Raw genomic sequence first — 15056 nt, 5'->3', positions numbered from 1 at the left:
GGACATATGAAATTCTTACAGAATATCCCACCTTACCTGTTTTTTACCGGTAAAGGGGGCGTCGGTAAAACCTCTATTTCCTGTGCCACCGCTATCAGCCTGGCGGAACAAGGCAAGCGGGTTTTGCTTGTCAGCACCGATCCGGCTTCAAACGTAGGCCAGGTGTTCAGCCAGACTATTGGCAATACCATTCTGCCGGTGGCCTCTGTACCGGGTCTTTCAGCGCTGGAAATTGATCCTCAGGCCGCCGCCCAGGAATATCGGGCCAGAATCGTTGATCCTATCAAAGGCATTCTGCCGGATGATGTCGTTAACAGTATTAACGAACAGCTCTCTGGTGCATGTACCACCGAAATTGCAGCTTTTGATGAATTTACCGGTCTGTTGACTGACGCATCATTATTGACCCGCTTTGACCATATTATCTTTGATACCGCGCCAACCGGTCACACTATTCGTCTTCTCCAGTTGCCCGGTGCGTGGAGTAGCTTCATTGAGAGCAATCCTGATGGTGCTTCCTGTCTTGGCCCGATGGCAGGGCTGGAGAAACAGCGTGAGCAGTATTCACACGCCGTCCAGGCATTGTCTGATCCGGATCGTACGAGGCTGGTTTTAGTGGCTCGACTGCAAAAATCAACGCTTCAGGAAGTCGCCCGTACTCATGATGAGCTTGCGGCGATAGGTCTCAAAAATCAGTATCTGGTCATCAACGGCGTGTTACCTGAGACAGAAGCAGTCAACGATACTCTGGCGGCTGCAATATGGGGCCGGGAGCAGGAGGCGCTGGCAAGTCTTCCCGCTGGTCTGGACGCTCTCCCTACTGACACATTATTCCTTCAACCAGTGAATATGGTCGGTGTGTCTGCTTTAAGGGGACTTCTCACCTCCCAACCTGAGACGGCTTCATTTGCTGAAGTGTCCGCCCTGCAAAAACCAGCGATATCGTCGTTGTCTGCTCTGGTTGATGAGATTGCCCTTAATGAACACGGCCTGATTATGCTGATGGGTAAAGGTGGCGTGGGTAAAACAACCATGGCTGCGGCCATTGCAGTCAGACTGGCCGAAATGGGATTTGATGTGCATCTCACGACGTCAGATCCTGCTGCACACCTGAGCACAACCCTCAATGGAAGCCTCAATAACCTGCAGGTCAGCAGAATCGACCCTCATGATGAAACAGAACGTTATCGCCAGCATGTCCTTGAAACGAAAGGACGTGACCTGGATGAAGCAGGGAAACATCTGCTGGAAGAGGATTTACGCTCTCCGTGTACCGAAGAGATTGCTGTGTTCCAGGCCTTCTCACGGGTGATCCGTGAAGCGGGTAAACGGTTTGTCGTCATGGATACGGCACCGACAGGACATACATTGTTGCTGCTTGATGCTACCGGGGCATATCACCGGGAGATAGCAAAGAAAATGGGAGATAAAGGCCATTTCTCTACGCCAATGATGCAGCTTCAGGATCCGGAAAGAACAAAAGTATTACTGGTCACTCTGCCGGAAACGACCCCCGTTCTTGAGGCTGCAAATTTACAAGCCGATCTTGAACGTGCCGGGATTCATCCATGGGGCTGGATTATCAATAACAGTCTTTCCATCGCTGAAACCCGTTCACCGCTGCTTCGTCAGCGCTCGCAGCAGGAACTGCCTCAAATCGAGGCTGTAAAGAACCAGCATGCTACCCGTGTTGCACTGGTTCCTGTTCTTGCGGCAGAGCCAACCGGTATAGACAAACTCAAACAGCTCGCAGGTTAATTTTTACTATATACAGGGCAGTCATGCTGCCCTGTCAGGAGGTTTTATGTTACTGGCAGGAGCAATTTTCATCCTGACCATCGTGTTGGTTATCTGGCAGCCGAAGGGGTTAGGGATTGGCTGGAGCGCCATATTTGGCGCAATACTGGCACTCATATCTGGTGTAGTACACATTACCGACATTCTGGTGGTATGGAATATCGTCTGGAACGCCACAGCAACCTTTATTGCCGTGATTATCATCAGTTTGCTGCTGGATGAGTCTGGCTTTTTTGAATGGGCAGCATTGCATGTTTCCCGCTGGGGAAATGGCCGGGGTCGCCTGCTGTTTACTTATATCGTTCTGCTCGGTGCTGCGGTAGCAGCGCTATTTGCCAATGATGGTGCAGCTCTCATCCTGACGCCGATCGTTATTGCCATGTTGCTGGCTCTGGGATTCAGTAAAAGCGCTACGCTGGCATTTGTAATGGCTGCAGGGTTTATTGCCGATACCGCCAGCCTGCCGCTGATTGTGTCGAACCTGGTCAATATTGTTTCTGCTGACTTCTTCCATCTGGGATTCACGGAATATGCCTCCGTGATGGTGCCTGTGGATATTGCCGCCATTATTGCCACGCTGGTGATGCTGCATCTGTTTTTCCGCAAAGATATCCCACCGACCTATGATCTGAACCGACTGAAAGAACCGGCTCTTGCTATCAAAGACCCGGCGACGTTCAGAACTGGCTGGATTGTATTAATCCTTCTGCTGGTAGGTTTTTTTGTGCTTGAGCCGCTGGGTATTCCTGTCAGCGCTATTGCGGCTGTGGGTGCTGCTATCCTCTTTTTCGTGGCTAAAAAAGGTCATGCCATTAACACCGGTAAAGTCCTGCGTGGTGCACCGTGGCAGATTGTGATTTTCTCACTGGGAATGTATCTGGTTGTTTATGGGTTGCGTAATGCCGGGCTGACAGAATACCTCTCTGGCGTATTGAATTTATTTGCAGACAAAGGACTTTGGGCTGCCACATTTGGCACGGGATTCCTGACAGCATTCCTGTCATCCATCATGAACAACATGCCTACTGTATTGATTGGCGCATTGTCGATCGATGGCAGCACCGCATCGGGTGTCATCAAAGAAGCAATGATTTATGCCAATGTCATCGGTTGCGATCTGGGACCTAAAATTACGCCTATTGGTAGCCTGGCAACGCTACTCTGGCTGCATGTACTTTCACAGAAGAACATGACAATCACCTGGGGATACTATTTCCGCACCGGGATTATCATGACTCTGCCTGTGCTGTTTGTAACGCTGGCCGCGCTGGCGCTACGTCTCTCTTTCACTTTGTAATGAGATACTGATATGAGCAACATTACCATTTATCACAACCCAGCCTGCGGCACCTCTCGCAACACGCTTGAGATGATCCGTAACAGCGGTACAGAGCCGACCGTTATTCATTATCTTGAGACACCACCATCACGCGATGAACTGGTTAAACTTATTGCGGATATGGGGATCACAGTACGAGCGCTGCTGCGTAAGAATGTCGAGCCTTTTGAAGCATTAGGGCTGGCGGAAGATCGCTTTACTGACGATCAGTTAATCGACTTTATGTTACAGCATCCTATTCTGATTAACCGCCCGATTGTGGTGACGCCACTGGGGACCCGGCTGTGTCGTCCTTCAGAAGTGGTGCTGGATATTCTTCCGGATGCACAAAAACACGCGTTCACCAAAGAAGATGGTGAAAAAGTCGTTGATGATGCAGGTAAACGACTGAAATAAATCCTAAGGGGCATTTGCCCCTTTATATTTTACTTTGCCAGCCACCCTTGATGATGCTTTCCATAGCGACATTATTCTGCTTTTTATGAGTCACGTGCAAAAAGGAATGATGCCTGCACAGGGTAAGCGTGCAGCGAGAACCGTATTGACGGGGATGTGTTATTCAGTTGGCAGTGCTACGCGCCAGGGGAGTAGTTCGCTGACCCGGTTTATCGGCCAGTCAGCTATAACATCAAGCACATGGCGAAGGTAGCTTTCTGGCTCCACTCCGTTCAGTTTGCATGTCCCGATCAGGCTGTACAGCAGCGCTCCCCGCTCCCTCCATGATCCGAACCGAAGAACAGGTAGTTTTTGCGGCCCAGGCTGACCATCCGTAGCGCATTCTCAGCTATGTTGTTATCTGCCTCGGCCCAGCCGTCGTCAGTATAGTAAGCCAGCGCCGGCCACTGGTTCAGTACGTACGTGAACGCTTTCGCCAGTTCTGAGTGTCGCGACAGCGTTTTCACCTTTTCACGCAGCCAGCTTTCCAGGGATTTCAGCCGCGGTTTAGCTTTTTGCTGACGTTCTGCAAGGCGTCGCTTCGCCGGCATCCCCCTTATTTCCGCCTCGATGGCATATAACTCACCGATCCGTTTCAGGGCTTCCTCCGTCAGCGCTGACGGGGTGCGAACGTGCACATCGTGGATCTTGCGGCGGGCATGAGCCCAGCAGGCAGCTTCCGTTATCTGTCCATTGCGGTACAGTTCGTTGAACCCGGCGTACGCATCCGCCTGCAGAACACCGCTGAAGCCAGCGAGATGGCTCTGCGGGTGGATACCTTTTCTGTCCGGGCTGTAAGCGAACCACACTGCCGGCGCCAGCTCTGACCCGGCGTTACGGTCGTCACGAACGTACGTCCACAACCGCCCGGTCTTCGTTTTCTTATTACCTGGCAACAGCACCGGGACAGGCGTGTCATCAGCATGGAGCTTACCGTCAGTCAGCACATAGTCCTGAAGCGCCCCTTCCAGCGGTGACAGTAGCCGGCAACACGCATCCACCCAGCCCGACAGCAGTGAGCGGCTCAGCTCCACACCCTGGCGGCCGTATATTTCAGACTGGCGGTACAGCGGGGTGTGCTCTGCATACTTTGAACTCAGCACGCGGGCCAGCAGCCCCGGTCCTGCGATACCCCGCTCGATGGGCCGTGAAGGCGCGGGGGCCTGCACGATGGCATCGCACTGAGTACAGGCATGCTTTTCACGTACTGTCCGGATAACCCGGAAGGCGCTGCGCATCAGCTCCAGCTGTTCGGCGGCATCTTCACCCAGGTAACTCAGCGCACCACCACATTCCGGGCAGCATGACGCTGCCGGCAGCAGCCGTTTTTCGTCACGGGGAAGTGATTCAGGGAACGGTTTGCGGGTACGGGTCTGCCGCAGCGGGCGCTGCACGGCCGGGTCATCCACCCGGCCGGTAAGGGTATCGCTTTCTTTCTGCAACTGCTTAAGGTCGGCTTCCATCTTCGCGATACGGCGGGAGACTTTTTCGGAGCGGCTGCCGAAGTTCATCCGGCGCAGCTTATCCAGTTGCGCCTGCAGGTGATCTATTTCGCGTTCACGCTCGTTCAGCTTTTCCAGAAGGGCACGGTTCAGCGCCTCCTGTTCGGCAAGGAGACGTTTCAGTTCATCGATATCGTCAGGAAGTAAGCTGTTCATACCGGGTATATTACCAGGCTCATTCAGCGTCGACCAGGATAAAGAGGCCTACAACATAGTCAGTGACGTAAGCAGTCTTTTAGGCTGCCGCCAGTCGATACCTTCAAGGAGCATCGCCAGCTGTGCCGGTGTGAGGAACACTTTGCCATCCCGGGCTGACGGCCAGGCGAAGCGGCCGCGCTCCAGCCGTTTGGTCAGCAGACACAGTCCATCGCCGGTAGACCAGAGGAGCTTTACCTGACTGCCATTACGCCCACGGAAGATAAAAACGTGACCTGACATCGGATCGTCTTTCAGCATCGTCTGCACCTTTGCCGCCAGGCCGTTGAAGCCGTTTCTCATATCGGTGATGCCAGCGACCAGCCAGATCTTTGTCCCTGATGGTAATGGGATCAACGTTTGAGCTCCCGTATCAGCAGGTTCAGGATATTTTCGCTGATGGCACCATTCAGACGGAGTGATCCGTGCCGGAACGTCACTTCACAGCTGATATTGAGTGATTCAGGTGCCGCAGCAGCTACAGGTTGTGACCGGGGGGAGGTTGCAGGGACAACATCTTCGGCATCAAGTGTTATCGGGAGCAGCTCAGGCACGTTGTTTTCTGTTGTTGAAGGAGGACGTAGTTTTCCTTCGCGCCAGTACTGGCGCCACTTGAACAGCAAATTATCGTTGATCCCATGCTCACGAGCGAGTTGCGCTACGGAGATCTCTGGTCGATGCGAGAGTTCAACCATTTTGATTTTGAACTCAACGGGATAATTAGGGCTTTTTTTACGCACTGCGGTTAATGATTTCATGGATAGCGTCCACCATATTTGGTGTCCATTATCCTCTCAGGAATTTCAGGATCTGCCAGACGGTGCTGAGACGACGCTTACAGTTATCTGGCGTTACGTGACAGTGTTGGTCAGATACTTCCACCTCTTCAGAGTTAAAGTTTGATATATGGGAAAAAAACGCTCCCGGACGGGAGCGTAAGCCAGTGACTTCGGCGTCAAATGAGGGTCTAACAAGTGGAGCTGCGGGTTAATTCTGGGTGATCTGGCTGCGATGCTTTTCAGCCTGCTGCTGATGAATAACGGAAGATTGACCATTATTCGCCTTCTCATGCACAACAGCGGCTTTCTCATGCTCGTTCATTTCGGAAAATGATTTTGCTGTTTCGTTAGAAGCTGCTGGCTTGGATTTCATCATTTTTTTATGCATTTCAGCCATGTCCTGATGGGCAGCAGAATTGCCGTTTTGCATCATTTCATGGGACATTGCGGCCTGATCGTGACCGCTCATATCCATCATTTTCATGCTCTCCCCCTGAACTGCACTTTTTTCAGCGGATGATTGCATCTGATGGGCAGGCGCCTGGGCATTATTTACCTGGTCATGCATGTTCATTGTCTCTGCAGCCCAGGCAGATGAAGCGACAGCCATCATGGCAATAAAGGATACAAGGATCTTTTTCATGGTTGGGTCTCCGGTGTTTTCATACCCGAACAATCAATGCTTATAACAGAGAAAGCATTTGATCTCAGGGCTGGTTGATCATCACGCCAGGAACCGGGCGATTGAATTATCACGCTGTCCTGATTTATGGCTGATTATAAAAAACCGCCTCTGTTTATCGCGTGACTGAACGATGACATTTTTGTCACCTTCCGGGTTTCTCCTGAATAACGGTATTAATCCATTAACAGACGCACACTGAACACAATTTCCCGCCCCTGCTGTTCTGCTGACAGCTCGCCGCCGTGAGCATGAATGATCGACCTTGTAATTGATAATCCCAGCCCCGCGCCTTCCGTGTTGTAGAACCTTGATGAGTCTGCGCGATAGAACCGGTCAAACAAACGTTCCAGATTAGCGGGAACCTGGCCGGACATCGTATTCGTAATCATCACGTTCACACAGTCACTGTCACGCTCAAGGTGTATCGCTGTACAGGTGTTATCGGGAGAATACTTGATTGCATTGGAAAGCAGGTTACTGAAAGCACGTCGGAGCATATCGCTGTCTCCGGCAACAACGCCCTCTCCTTCAACCGTGATTGTCTTTCCTGTTTCGTCTGCCAGGGGCTCGAACAACTCACGTAATTCATTCAGTTCGGCTGCCAGATCCACATCATGTTTATCCAGCCGCAGCAGACCATGCTCTGAACGTGCCAGAAAAAGCATGTCACTGGTCATTCGTGACAACCTTTTCAGTTCTTCCAGGTTAGCGAATAAAATTTCGCGGTAATGCGAAACATCCCTTTCCTTAGCCAGTGCAAACTGCGTCTGCATCATCAGATTACTGACTGGTGTGCGCAGCTCATGCGCGATGTCAGACGAGAAATCTGACAGTTTCCGGAATGCCCCCTCCAGGCGATCAAACATATTATTGAACTCCTGCATGGTCTCAGAGATTTCCGGCGGAGCCAGATCGGGATTTAGACGCTGATCCAGGCTGTGTACAGTCATGGAGGAAGCCAGACTGGTCATTTCCCGTAACGGTTTCAGACCAATACGTGTGGTCAGCCAGCCCAGAAAAACAGAAATAAAGACCAGACCGATATTGAACCAGAACAGCCAGGTACTGAGTTTGTCCATCAACAGGGTGTGATACCCAGTATCCGTGGCAACCGTAATGATGACATGTTTGCTTTTACCCTGTTCCGGCGTCACGGCAACCCGCCGCGAGATACTGCGGTACACGGTGTTATTTTCTTCCGTCTGGATCATATAGTCGAGAATATCACCCGACTTATTAAGCAGGACCGCTGGAACAACAGAATTTTTGGCATAGAGTTCAACAATTTTTTCATTTTCCATGTTTTTTATAGAAATGAATAAACCATTGTGCCCTACCATCGCATCGTTTATTTTTTCTGATAATGACTTAATATCCGTTTTGTTCCGGAACGTCTCTGTTTTAAGAAACTCTTCGGTGAGCTGAAGTTTACCTGTCAGAAAATCGCGGTCCTGATTATCGAAATAGCCATTAAGGGTGCTAATCAGGATAAAACTTGATAACCACCATACCGTAAGCATCACCGCAGAAAAAATCAGGCTCAGGCGTGTGGTCAGGGAAATTTTGAACCTCACTCTTCTCTGATCTCCAGGACATATCCGGCACCGCGAACGGTATGGATCAGTTTTGGCTCAAAGTCATCATCAATTTTACTTCTCAGACGTCTCACGGCGACATCAATCACATTCGTATCACTGTCAAAATTCATGTTCCAGACCAGGGACGAGATAAGACTCCTGGGTAACACTTCTCCGGTGCGTTGCAGCAGCAACTCAAGCAGAACGTATTCTTTACCGGTGAGATGGATCTTCTTCCCCGAACGGATCACGGTCCGGCGCACCATATCAACGGTCATATCGGCGATGGTGCAGACTGTTGCGGCCTGCGAGCGTGCCCGGCGCAGTAGGGTTCTTACACGTGCAACCAGCTCCGTAAAATCAAAGGGCTTAATCAGGTAGTCATCTGCGCCAAGCTCCAGTCCTTTCACTTTGTCCCGCACGTTGTCCTTTGCGGTTAAAAACAGGACCGGTTCTTCGTGCCCGGACTCCCTCAGTGCGCTGATGATTTGCCACCCGTCGAGGAAAGGCAGCATCACGTCCAGTATTATCAAATCATACTGTCCCTTCGACGCGGCCCCGAGACCATCGCGGCCATTATTAAAGAGATCGGCCTGATAGCCTTCCTCAACCAGTCCCTGCTGCAGGTAACGACCTGTTTTTTGTTCGTCTTCAACGATTAAAATACGCTGCATGGTCAACTCGCTGATATGAAAGTAAAAATCTCACGCATGAGCTTTGGCTGTCCCCTAGCTGACCTGAGACGGAGCAAGCATTCCGAGCCACGCTACGGCGCCCAGAATGATAATCGCAACAACGAATTCTGTCAGGATGCTGTTTCGCATCAGGGCAACGCTGCGATCATAATTCCCTTCCCTGACCATAACTTCAAGCCGGGGACCCAGGTGAAACCGGTTTGCTGCAGCCAGAAGAAGCATCAGAACAAACAGAGCCGTCTTGGCAAGCAATATCCTCCCCCAGGAACTGTTGAATAAGGGAGTTAAGTTACCCTCAGCAATATACAGATAGTTGACCAGCGCACTCAGGATCAGGGCTACAACAATCACCGTTCCTGCCGTGGCAAATTTTGCCAGGGAGTCAGATATCACAATGACGCTCTGTGCATTATGCTCGTTTCTGCGCATCAGCAGGATAGCAAATGCAACCAGAGCACCTGTCCAGGCACCTGCAGCGCCGAGATGGGTCAGATCGCTCAGTAAATGGAGATAGTAATGCAGACCGTCATGCATAACGGCGTGTCCTCCCCAGGCAAGTGTAGCCAGCGCCACGCCCCCACTCATCGTCATCAGCAGGCAGGACAATACTCTCTTATTAGTGTAAAGGAACAAAGCACCGAGTGTGGTAAACAGGGCACAGAGCCTGACAATCCAGCTAATACCCACATCAGTTTCTTCTATCACCATCTCGATAACATGGATGGATAATTCTCTGAGGTCAGTTACTCCACTCATGGCATTAGATACCAGGAGCATATTAATGCCAGTAAGAATGATGCCTGTAACAACAGCAAAGGTTATAAACGACCTGAAATTAGTCAGGTTATAGGTTTCATGTCTGACACCACTTATTCCATATATCTGAAAAAATGGCAATCCAAATATTACCATCAAATCCAGATAAAGAAGAAAACGAATAACAATCATAATCAGGTCGTTCATAATATTACTTCACTGTAAAGGTGTAATTACCGGTAATAGGGTGCGTATCTGAAGAAACCGCGCGCCAGTCAACACGATAAGTGCCAGCGGGTAAAGGCTCTCGCGGAATAATGACCATCGATTTAGGGTCAGCGCCTGGCGCCACTTTTGCCGCGACCGGCATCGGAGAATGTGATGACATGCCTTTCATACCCGTCATCGTTAATTTTGCACCTGAGAATTTCACGGTCAGATTTTCCGAGAAATTAAGCTGAATCTTTTCCGGGGCCGCTACGGCTGAATCAGCCTGTGGCACAGAGCTTTTTAATTCCGGATGGGCCATAGCAGAGAAAGCAACGCCCATAACGAGGCCACCTGTAAGAATGGCTTTATTTAAAATCGACATTTTATTTACCTGTTTAGTTGAGTGTTTTATATCAGTGCGTTAAAACCAGATTCTGGCTCCCGCCAGGAATACTACCTGATGGTCTTTCTCACCTTCTCTTTTCGCCATATCGGATGTTTTCCCGTAAAGTTGATTCCAGGAAACGCCTATATAGGGTGCAAACTCACGGCGTATTTCATAGCGCAGCCGGAGCCCCAGCTCTGTGTCAGTCAGTCCCCTGCCGCGACCCCGCGATTCATCATCCTGACTGTAGAAATTCACCTCATAGGATGGCTGGAGTATGAGCCGGTTAGTCAGTAAAACGTCGTATTCTCCTCCCAGACGAAGGGCTGCTTTTCCGCCATTACTGACAAAACCCGTAATTTCAGACTCAAAATTATAGAGTGCCAGCCCCTGAAAACCGACAGCAGCCCAGGTCCGGGCAGAAGCAGGTCTGAAATCCTGCCTGACACCCGCAACCAAATCCCACCATGGGCCAACCGCATGTCCCCAGAGTAACTGCGCTTCAGCCGCCTCCGTTTCCCCATTGCTTCGTTCACCTTCACTCTTTAGCCAAATCCGATCTGTGTCGCCTCCAATCCAGCTGTTAACACTCCAGCTGAAATTGTTGGTGTTATCCGACCGTTGCCATTCCAGTTGATCCAGCAGAACCAGATAATTAATCGCACTGTCGTGAATCGCATGCCCCTGTAAATTGCCGAATGCAGCCTTCCGGTCGGCATCGGTAACAGGCGGAATTGGCGTTCTGCTCTCAGTTACAATGGGCTCCATTGACGTCATCTCAGTGAAATTCTCATCTGCTGGCATCTGCATGGCAGACATGTCGTGCCCGGCGTGGGGATCTGCAGAGACGGAGCCCGCCGCAATAGAAAGCTGTGAGGTAAACAAACCGGCGACCAGAACAGGTATGGCCTTCAAATTTCTCTTCATTCGCATCATTCCTCCACCCGGACTTCACGAAACATTCCCATTTCCATGTGATAGAGCAAATGGCAGTGATACGCCCAGCGGCCAAGCGCATCTGCTGTCACTCTGTAACTGCGTTTTGTACCAGGGGGAACATCTATTGTGTGTTTACGAACCATGAAATTACCGTTTTCATCTTCCAGATCGCTCCACATACCATGCAGGTGAATGGGGTGAGTCATCATGGTATCGTTGATCAGCGTGATCCTGAGCCGCTCACCGTATTTCAGCAGCACCGGTGCGGCATCTGAAAACTTGATTCCGTTAAATGACCAGGCAAACTTTTCCATGTGGCCGGTTAAATGCAGTTCTATGGTACGGCCAGGTTCACGTCCGTCAGGATCCTCAAAGCGGCTTTTCAAATCCGCGTACGTGAGAACCTTTCTTCCGTTATTTCGAAGACCAATACCCGGATCATTTAATTTCGGAGAGACGCTCATCGCCTGCATATCAACCAGTGGGTTATCCGTTTCTGACGCAGGATGACTTTGCATACCCGGCATTCCGGCCATCCGGGAATGATCCATACCGGCCATGCTGCTGTGATCCATGGGCGCGGAGGATGTCCCGCTATCCGGAAGGTCAGCACCGTCCATAGACATCATCTCTCCGCTGTTATCCATGCCTCCCATCTGGCTGTGGTCCATTCCTGCCATATCATGTCCCATTCCCCCCATACCCATATCTTCCATGGTCAACAGAGGACGGGGATCGAGGGGGGGAACGGCAGCACTTAACCCCTCTCTCGTGGCCAGTGTCCCTCGAGCGTAACCGGTCCTGTCCATGGATTGTGCGAAGATGGTATAGGCCTCACCCTGAGGCTCCACAATGACATCATAGGTTTCGGCAACGGCAATCCTGAATTCGTCAACGGTAACCGGGTTTACATACTGGCCATCTGCAGCCACGACCGTCATTTTCAGCCCGGGGATACGGATATCGAAATAGGTCATTGCCGAGCCGTTGATAAACCGTAAGCGTATCTTTTCACCGGGACGGAACAGTCCGGTCCAGTTTTTCAGCGGGGCCTGCCCGTTCATGAGATAGGTGTAGGTGTAGCCACTGACATCCGCGAGGTCAGTCGGATTCATTTTCATTTCAGCCCACATTTTCCGATCGGCAATGGTGGCTGACAGCCCCCTGGTATTCACGTCGCGGAAAAAAGAGCCAACGGTTGGTTTATTGAAATTGTAGTAATCCGACTGTTTTTTTAATTTTTTCAGCAGGCTGTGAGGATTTTCATCGGTCCAGTCAGACAACATGACCACATGCTCACGATCGTAAGCAAACGGTTCTGGCTCCCTGGCATCGATGATAATGGCACCGTATACCCCCTCCTGTTCCTGCAGACCGGAATGGCTGTGGTACCAGTAAGTCCCGTTCTGCTTAACCTTAAAGGTGTAAACGTAGGTATCATCAGGCTCTATGCCCATAAAACTCAGCCCCGGAACACCATCCATATTGGCCGGAAGAATAATGCCGTGCCAGTGAATGGACGTCTGTTCATTAAGACGGTTTTTGACCTTCAGGGTAATGGTGTCACCTTCTTTCCAGCGAAGAACGGGCCCCGGCAGGCCTCCATTGATTGTTTTGGCCTGACGCTCACTGCCCGTGATATTGACGGCCGTTTCACCAATGGTCAGGTCAAACTGAGTACCCTGCAGGGATGCGGCAACTGGCAGGCTCAGACTGGAACGCGCATTGAAACTCCATACGCCAAGACTTCCGGCTACGCCAGAGAGGGTTAACCCCTTCAGGAAAGTTCGTCGAGACGTTTTCAACAGCATGCGCATTCCCTTATTTAAAGTATGGTTACTGACAGAATTCGAGAACCGATTTAAATTAAATTACTGGTTCATCCACTTACAATGAAATGAATCTAGCACACCTTAAGAAACAAATTCATTACAATCGTGTAATGTACATAGCTGTATTACATTTACGTCATCTTCCCCACAGGTTGATTATTTTTATATATGATCATAAGGACATCTTTTATGTACCTCAGAAGGTAATTACACATGAATATATTAATCACGACCACTGCGTTTACAGCTTTATTTTGTGGGGCAGCTTTTGCTCAGTCCAGTGATATTGCCCATGAAGCACATCGATTTGTTAATAATGCCTCAGCCGTCAGTCATGTGAATTCCTCGACGCATGAAAATTTACCGGACAGGGTTAATAAAAACAACACGCCCTCATTCTCTGAAATGAATGAACATGAAAGGGCCATTGTTGCTCATTCATTTATGAACAACAGCGCGTCCTATGCGCATCAGAAAATGATTGAGGAACATAAAAAAATGCTGTCCGGCAGTGATGCAAATTCAAAGACCTCGTCTTCTTTTTTTAACGAACTGAATGCCGGAGAAAAAGCCGCTCTCGTGCATGAGCAGGTCAATAATGCCGGTGCGGAAGCACATCAGACGCAGGCAAGAAAGCTTCGCGGGCTGTATTCGACCAGGTAACTGCAGGCGGGTTAGTGCTTAGCGTCAGGTGCGCAGCAGGGCTTTACTGACGGGTTACGTAGCAGGACATGAGCCCCATATTGCTCTGCCGTAACCTGTTTCAGTCCCGTTAATCATCACCGTCGGGCTGGTCATACAGTTCCCAGAGCTTCAGGAGCAAACGGGAAACAAGATATGTTACAAAAATGACGACCATCAACGGTGCTCCCGATTAACTGACAGATGACACGCCTCCTGAAAACCCCTAGCATACGCCGCAGTGTTCATGCTAACGGCGAATTCCAGTAAATGTATTCTACCGATGTCGTAAAAGAAAATGCCTACCTTTCAGCCACCCGCTCGGGGCTGGAATCGAACGAGATCGCTACTCTTCAGCGCTCCTTGCCTTCCCGGTTTAATCTGCGGCATTTGAAAAAAAATGAATCATTAAAACTCGTACTGCAAAAGAAAGCGGGAAAATCACGTGTCGTGGCCTATAAATTTACGTCCGGTTCATTTAATTACACGGCGTATCGTATATCAGATAAAAAGTTCTATAACCTTTCCGATACTTCCGGGAAAGGCAGTCTCGATTATCCGTTACCGGCCACAGCAAGACTCAGTTCGCCTTTCAATCCTGCAAGACTTAACCCGGTATCGGGAAAAGTGAGTCCCCATAATGGCATTGATTATTCCATGCCCATGAACACGAAAATAGTCAGCGTCATCGACGGAAAAATCACCCGGGCCGAATACAACAGTACCATGGGATATTTTGTTGAAGTAACGGGAAAAGCCGGTGTTAAAACTCGCTATCTCCACCTCAATAAAATACTCGTTACTAAAGGGGCCAGGGTTACCCGGGGAGACGCTATTGCGTTATCCGGTAACAGCGGACGTTCATCCGGTCCTCATCTGCATTACGAGCTGGTCATCAATAACAATCCTGTTAACTCACTGGCGTTCCGGACGGCGGCACCCGCTGATAACAAACTCGAACAGCATGCCTTTGCGCATGCCAGAGACTACGAACGATACCTGGACTGATAACGGGACCGCGACGCGGTCCCGTCTGCCGGATTAATTTTTTTTATCGTTTTCACTTCCGTGATGTTGATGATCTCCATGCCCCCCGTGACCGTGGAAAAGATGCATGAGCGGACAAAGCAGCAGTAACAGATATGGCCAGTAGCCTGCCACATGTGACCAGTGTTCGCGCAGGAGAGCAAATGCCGCAATCGCGGCGACAGCAATAAGCGCATAGGTGGTACTTTTCATACCGGACTCC

Annotated in this window: 15 protein-coding genes and 1 pseudogene; 5 read left to right on the top strand and 11 right to left on the bottom strand. The window is 50.3% G+C overall.

Annotated features, from left to right (window positions below):
* The first annotated feature begins 6 nt into the window (after window positions 1-6).
* From arsA to arsC, 3 genes are read left to right on the top strand one after another with little or no spacing between them, the layout of a single operon-like run.
* Window positions 7-1758: an arsenical pump-driving ATPase gene (gene arsA, locus OGX89_RS05715; RefSeq protein ID WP_031591994.1), complete on the top strand. Its 1752-nt coding sequence runs from the start codon at window positions 7-9 to the stop codon at window positions 1756-1758.
* A gap of 46 nt (window positions 1759-1804) precedes the next feature.
* Complete coding sequence (locus OGX89_RS05710; RefSeq protein WP_031591992.1) at window positions 1805-3094, top strand: arsenic transporter; 1290 nt, start codon at window positions 1805-1807, stop codon at window positions 3092-3094.
* Window positions 3095-3106: 12 nt separating this feature from the next.
* Window positions 3107-3532, top strand: coding sequence for a glutaredoxin-dependent arsenate reductase (arsC, locus tag OGX89_RS05705; RefSeq protein ID WP_031591991.1), 426 nt, complete (start codon window positions 3107-3109; stop codon window positions 3530-3532).
* A 159-nt stretch (window positions 3533-3691) separates the two neighbouring features.
* On the opposite strand, the pseudogene OGX89_RS05700 reads toward arsC, so the two are convergent.
* The 10 genes and pseudogenes from OGX89_RS05700 to pcoA form a co-directional block, all read right to left on the bottom strand.
* A pseudogene (locus OGX89_RS05700) lies at window positions 3692-5229 on the bottom strand (IS66-like element ISKpn24 family transposase).
* Window positions 5230-5277: 48 nt separating this feature from the next.
* A complete protein-coding gene (tnpB, locus tag OGX89_RS05695) occupies window positions 5278-5625 on the bottom strand; it encodes an IS66 family insertion sequence element accessory protein TnpB (RefSeq protein ID WP_021563201.1) in 348 nt (115 codons plus the stop codon).
* Window positions 5622-6026, bottom strand: a complete 405-nt coding sequence (tnpA, locus tag OGX89_RS05690; protein ID WP_003031976.1) for an IS66-like element accessory protein TnpA — start codon at window positions 6024-6026, stop codon at window positions 5622-5624. The genes tnpB and tnpA overlap by 4 nt, the downstream gene beginning before the upstream one ends.
* A 229-nt stretch (window positions 6027-6255) precedes the next feature.
* Window positions 6256-6690: a copper resistance system metallochaperone PcoE gene (pcoE, locus tag OGX89_RS05685; protein WP_004388336.1), complete on the bottom strand. Its 435-nt coding sequence runs from the start codon at window positions 6688-6690 to the stop codon at window positions 6256-6258.
* 215 nt (window positions 6691-6905) lie between these two features.
* Window positions 6906-8306: a copper resistance membrane spanning protein PcoS gene (gene pcoS / locus OGX89_RS05680; protein WP_049042647.1), complete on the bottom strand. Its 1401-nt coding sequence runs from the start codon at window positions 8304-8306 to the stop codon at window positions 6906-6908.
* Complete coding sequence (gene pcoR / locus OGX89_RS05675; protein WP_001188930.1) at window positions 8303-8983, bottom strand: copper response regulator transcription factor PcoR; 681 nt, start codon at window positions 8981-8983, stop codon at window positions 8303-8305. Before pcoR ends, pcoS begins: the two co-directional genes overlap by 4 nt.
* Before the next feature lie 54 nt (window positions 8984-9037).
* Window positions 9038-9916, bottom strand: coding sequence for a copper resistance inner membrane protein PcoD (gene pcoD, locus OGX89_RS05670; RefSeq protein WP_229692861.1), 879 nt, complete (start codon window positions 9914-9916; stop codon window positions 9038-9040).
* Window positions 9917-9971: 55 nt separating this feature from the next.
* Window positions 9972-10352: a copper resistance system metallochaperone PcoC gene (gene pcoC / locus OGX89_RS05665; protein WP_000025662.1), complete on the bottom strand. Its 381-nt coding sequence runs from the start codon at window positions 10350-10352 to the stop codon at window positions 9972-9974.
* A 39-nt stretch (window positions 10353-10391) separates the two neighbouring features.
* The gene (gene pcoB / locus OGX89_RS05660) at window positions 10392-11282 is read right to left on the bottom strand and encodes a copper resistance outer membrane transporter PcoB (protein WP_001378118.1); all 891 of its coding nucleotides are present in this window, start codon (window positions 11280-11282) and stop codon (window positions 10392-10394) included.
* 5 nt (window positions 11283-11287) lie between these two features.
* Window positions 11288-13105: a multicopper oxidase PcoA gene (pcoA, locus tag OGX89_RS05655; RefSeq protein ID WP_000925242.1), complete on the bottom strand. Its 1818-nt coding sequence runs from the start codon at window positions 13103-13105 to the stop codon at window positions 11288-11290.
* A 234-nt stretch (window positions 13106-13339) separates the two neighbouring features.
* Between pcoA and OGX89_RS05650 the strand changes: the two genes are divergently transcribed.
* Window positions 13340-13789 carry a PcoE/SilE family metal-binding protein gene (locus OGX89_RS05650; RefSeq protein ID WP_126957221.1) on the top strand — a complete coding sequence of 150 codons (450 nt, stop codon included), beginning with the start codon at window positions 13340-13342 and terminating at the stop codon, window positions 13787-13789.
* 288 nt (window positions 13790-14077) lie between these two features.
* The gene (locus OGX89_RS05645) at window positions 14078-14815 is read left to right on the top strand and encodes a peptidoglycan DD-metalloendopeptidase family protein (RefSeq protein WP_004388332.1); all 738 of its coding nucleotides are present in this window, start codon (window positions 14078-14080) and stop codon (window positions 14813-14815) included.
* A 33-nt stretch (window positions 14816-14848) separates the two neighbouring features.
* Here the strand turns inward: OGX89_RS05645 and OGX89_RS05640 are convergent, their stop codons facing one another.
* Window positions 14849-15046: a DUF2933 domain-containing protein gene (locus tag OGX89_RS05640; RefSeq protein ID WP_004388331.1), complete on the bottom strand. Its 198-nt coding sequence runs from the start codon at window positions 15044-15046 to the stop codon at window positions 14849-14851.
* Window positions 15047-15056 lie beyond the last annotated feature (10 nt).

Origin of the sequence: Citrobacter sp. Cpo103 (genome assembly GCF_030332605.1) — a bacterium.
Lineage (GTDB): Bacteria > Pseudomonadota > Gammaproteobacteria > Enterobacterales > Enterobacteriaceae > Citrobacter > Citrobacter portucalensis.
This window is presented reverse-complemented; position numbering and strand designations above follow the sequence as displayed.

Bases quoted from the DNA above. Each gene is read 5' to 3' on its own strand.
- pcoC (WP_000025662.1), bottom strand. From the start codon at position 10,352: ATGTCGATTTTAAATAAAGCCATTCTTACAGGTGGCCTCGTTATGGGC.
- pcoD (WP_229692861.1), bottom strand. From the start codon at position 9,916: ATGGTAATATTTGGATTGCCATTTTTTCAGATATATGGAATAAGTGGT.
- OGX89_RS05645 (WP_004388332.1), top strand. From the start codon at position 14,078: ATGTATTCTACCGATGTCGTAAAAGAAAATGCCTACCTTTCAGCCACC.
- pcoB (WP_001378118.1), bottom strand. From the start codon at position 11,282: ATGAAGAGAAATTTGAAGGCCATACCTGTTCTGGTCGCCGGTTTGTTT.
- arsA (WP_031591994.1), top strand. From the start codon at position 7: ATGAAATTCTTACAGAATATCCCACCTTACCTGTTTTTTACCGGTAAA.
- pcoE (WP_004388336.1), bottom strand. From the start codon at position 6,690: ATGAAAAAGATCCTTGTATCCTTTATTGCCATGATGGCTGTCGCTTCA.
- arsC (WP_031591991.1), top strand. From the start codon at position 3,107: ATGAGCAACATTACCATTTATCACAACCCAGCCTGCGGCACCTCTCGC.
- OGX89_RS05650 (WP_126957221.1), top strand. From the start codon at position 13,340: ATGAATATATTAATCACGACCACTGCGTTTACAGCTTTATTTTGTGGG.
- pcoA (WP_000925242.1), bottom strand. From the start codon at position 13,105: ATGCTGTTGAAAACGTCTCGACGAACTTTCCTGAAGGGGTTAACCCTC.
- pcoR (WP_001188930.1), bottom strand. From the start codon at position 8,983: ATGCAGCGTATTTTAATCGTTGAAGACGAACAAAAAACAGGTCGTTAC.
- OGX89_RS05710 (WP_031591992.1), top strand. From the start codon at position 1,805: ATGTTACTGGCAGGAGCAATTTTCATCCTGACCATCGTGTTGGTTATC.
- OGX89_RS05640 (WP_004388331.1), bottom strand. From the start codon at position 15,046: ATGAAAAGTACCACCTATGCGCTTATTGCTGTCGCCGCGATTGCGGCA.
- tnpA (WP_003031976.1), bottom strand. From the start codon at position 6,026: ATGAAATCATTAACCGCAGTGCGTAAAAAAAGCCCTAATTATCCCGTT.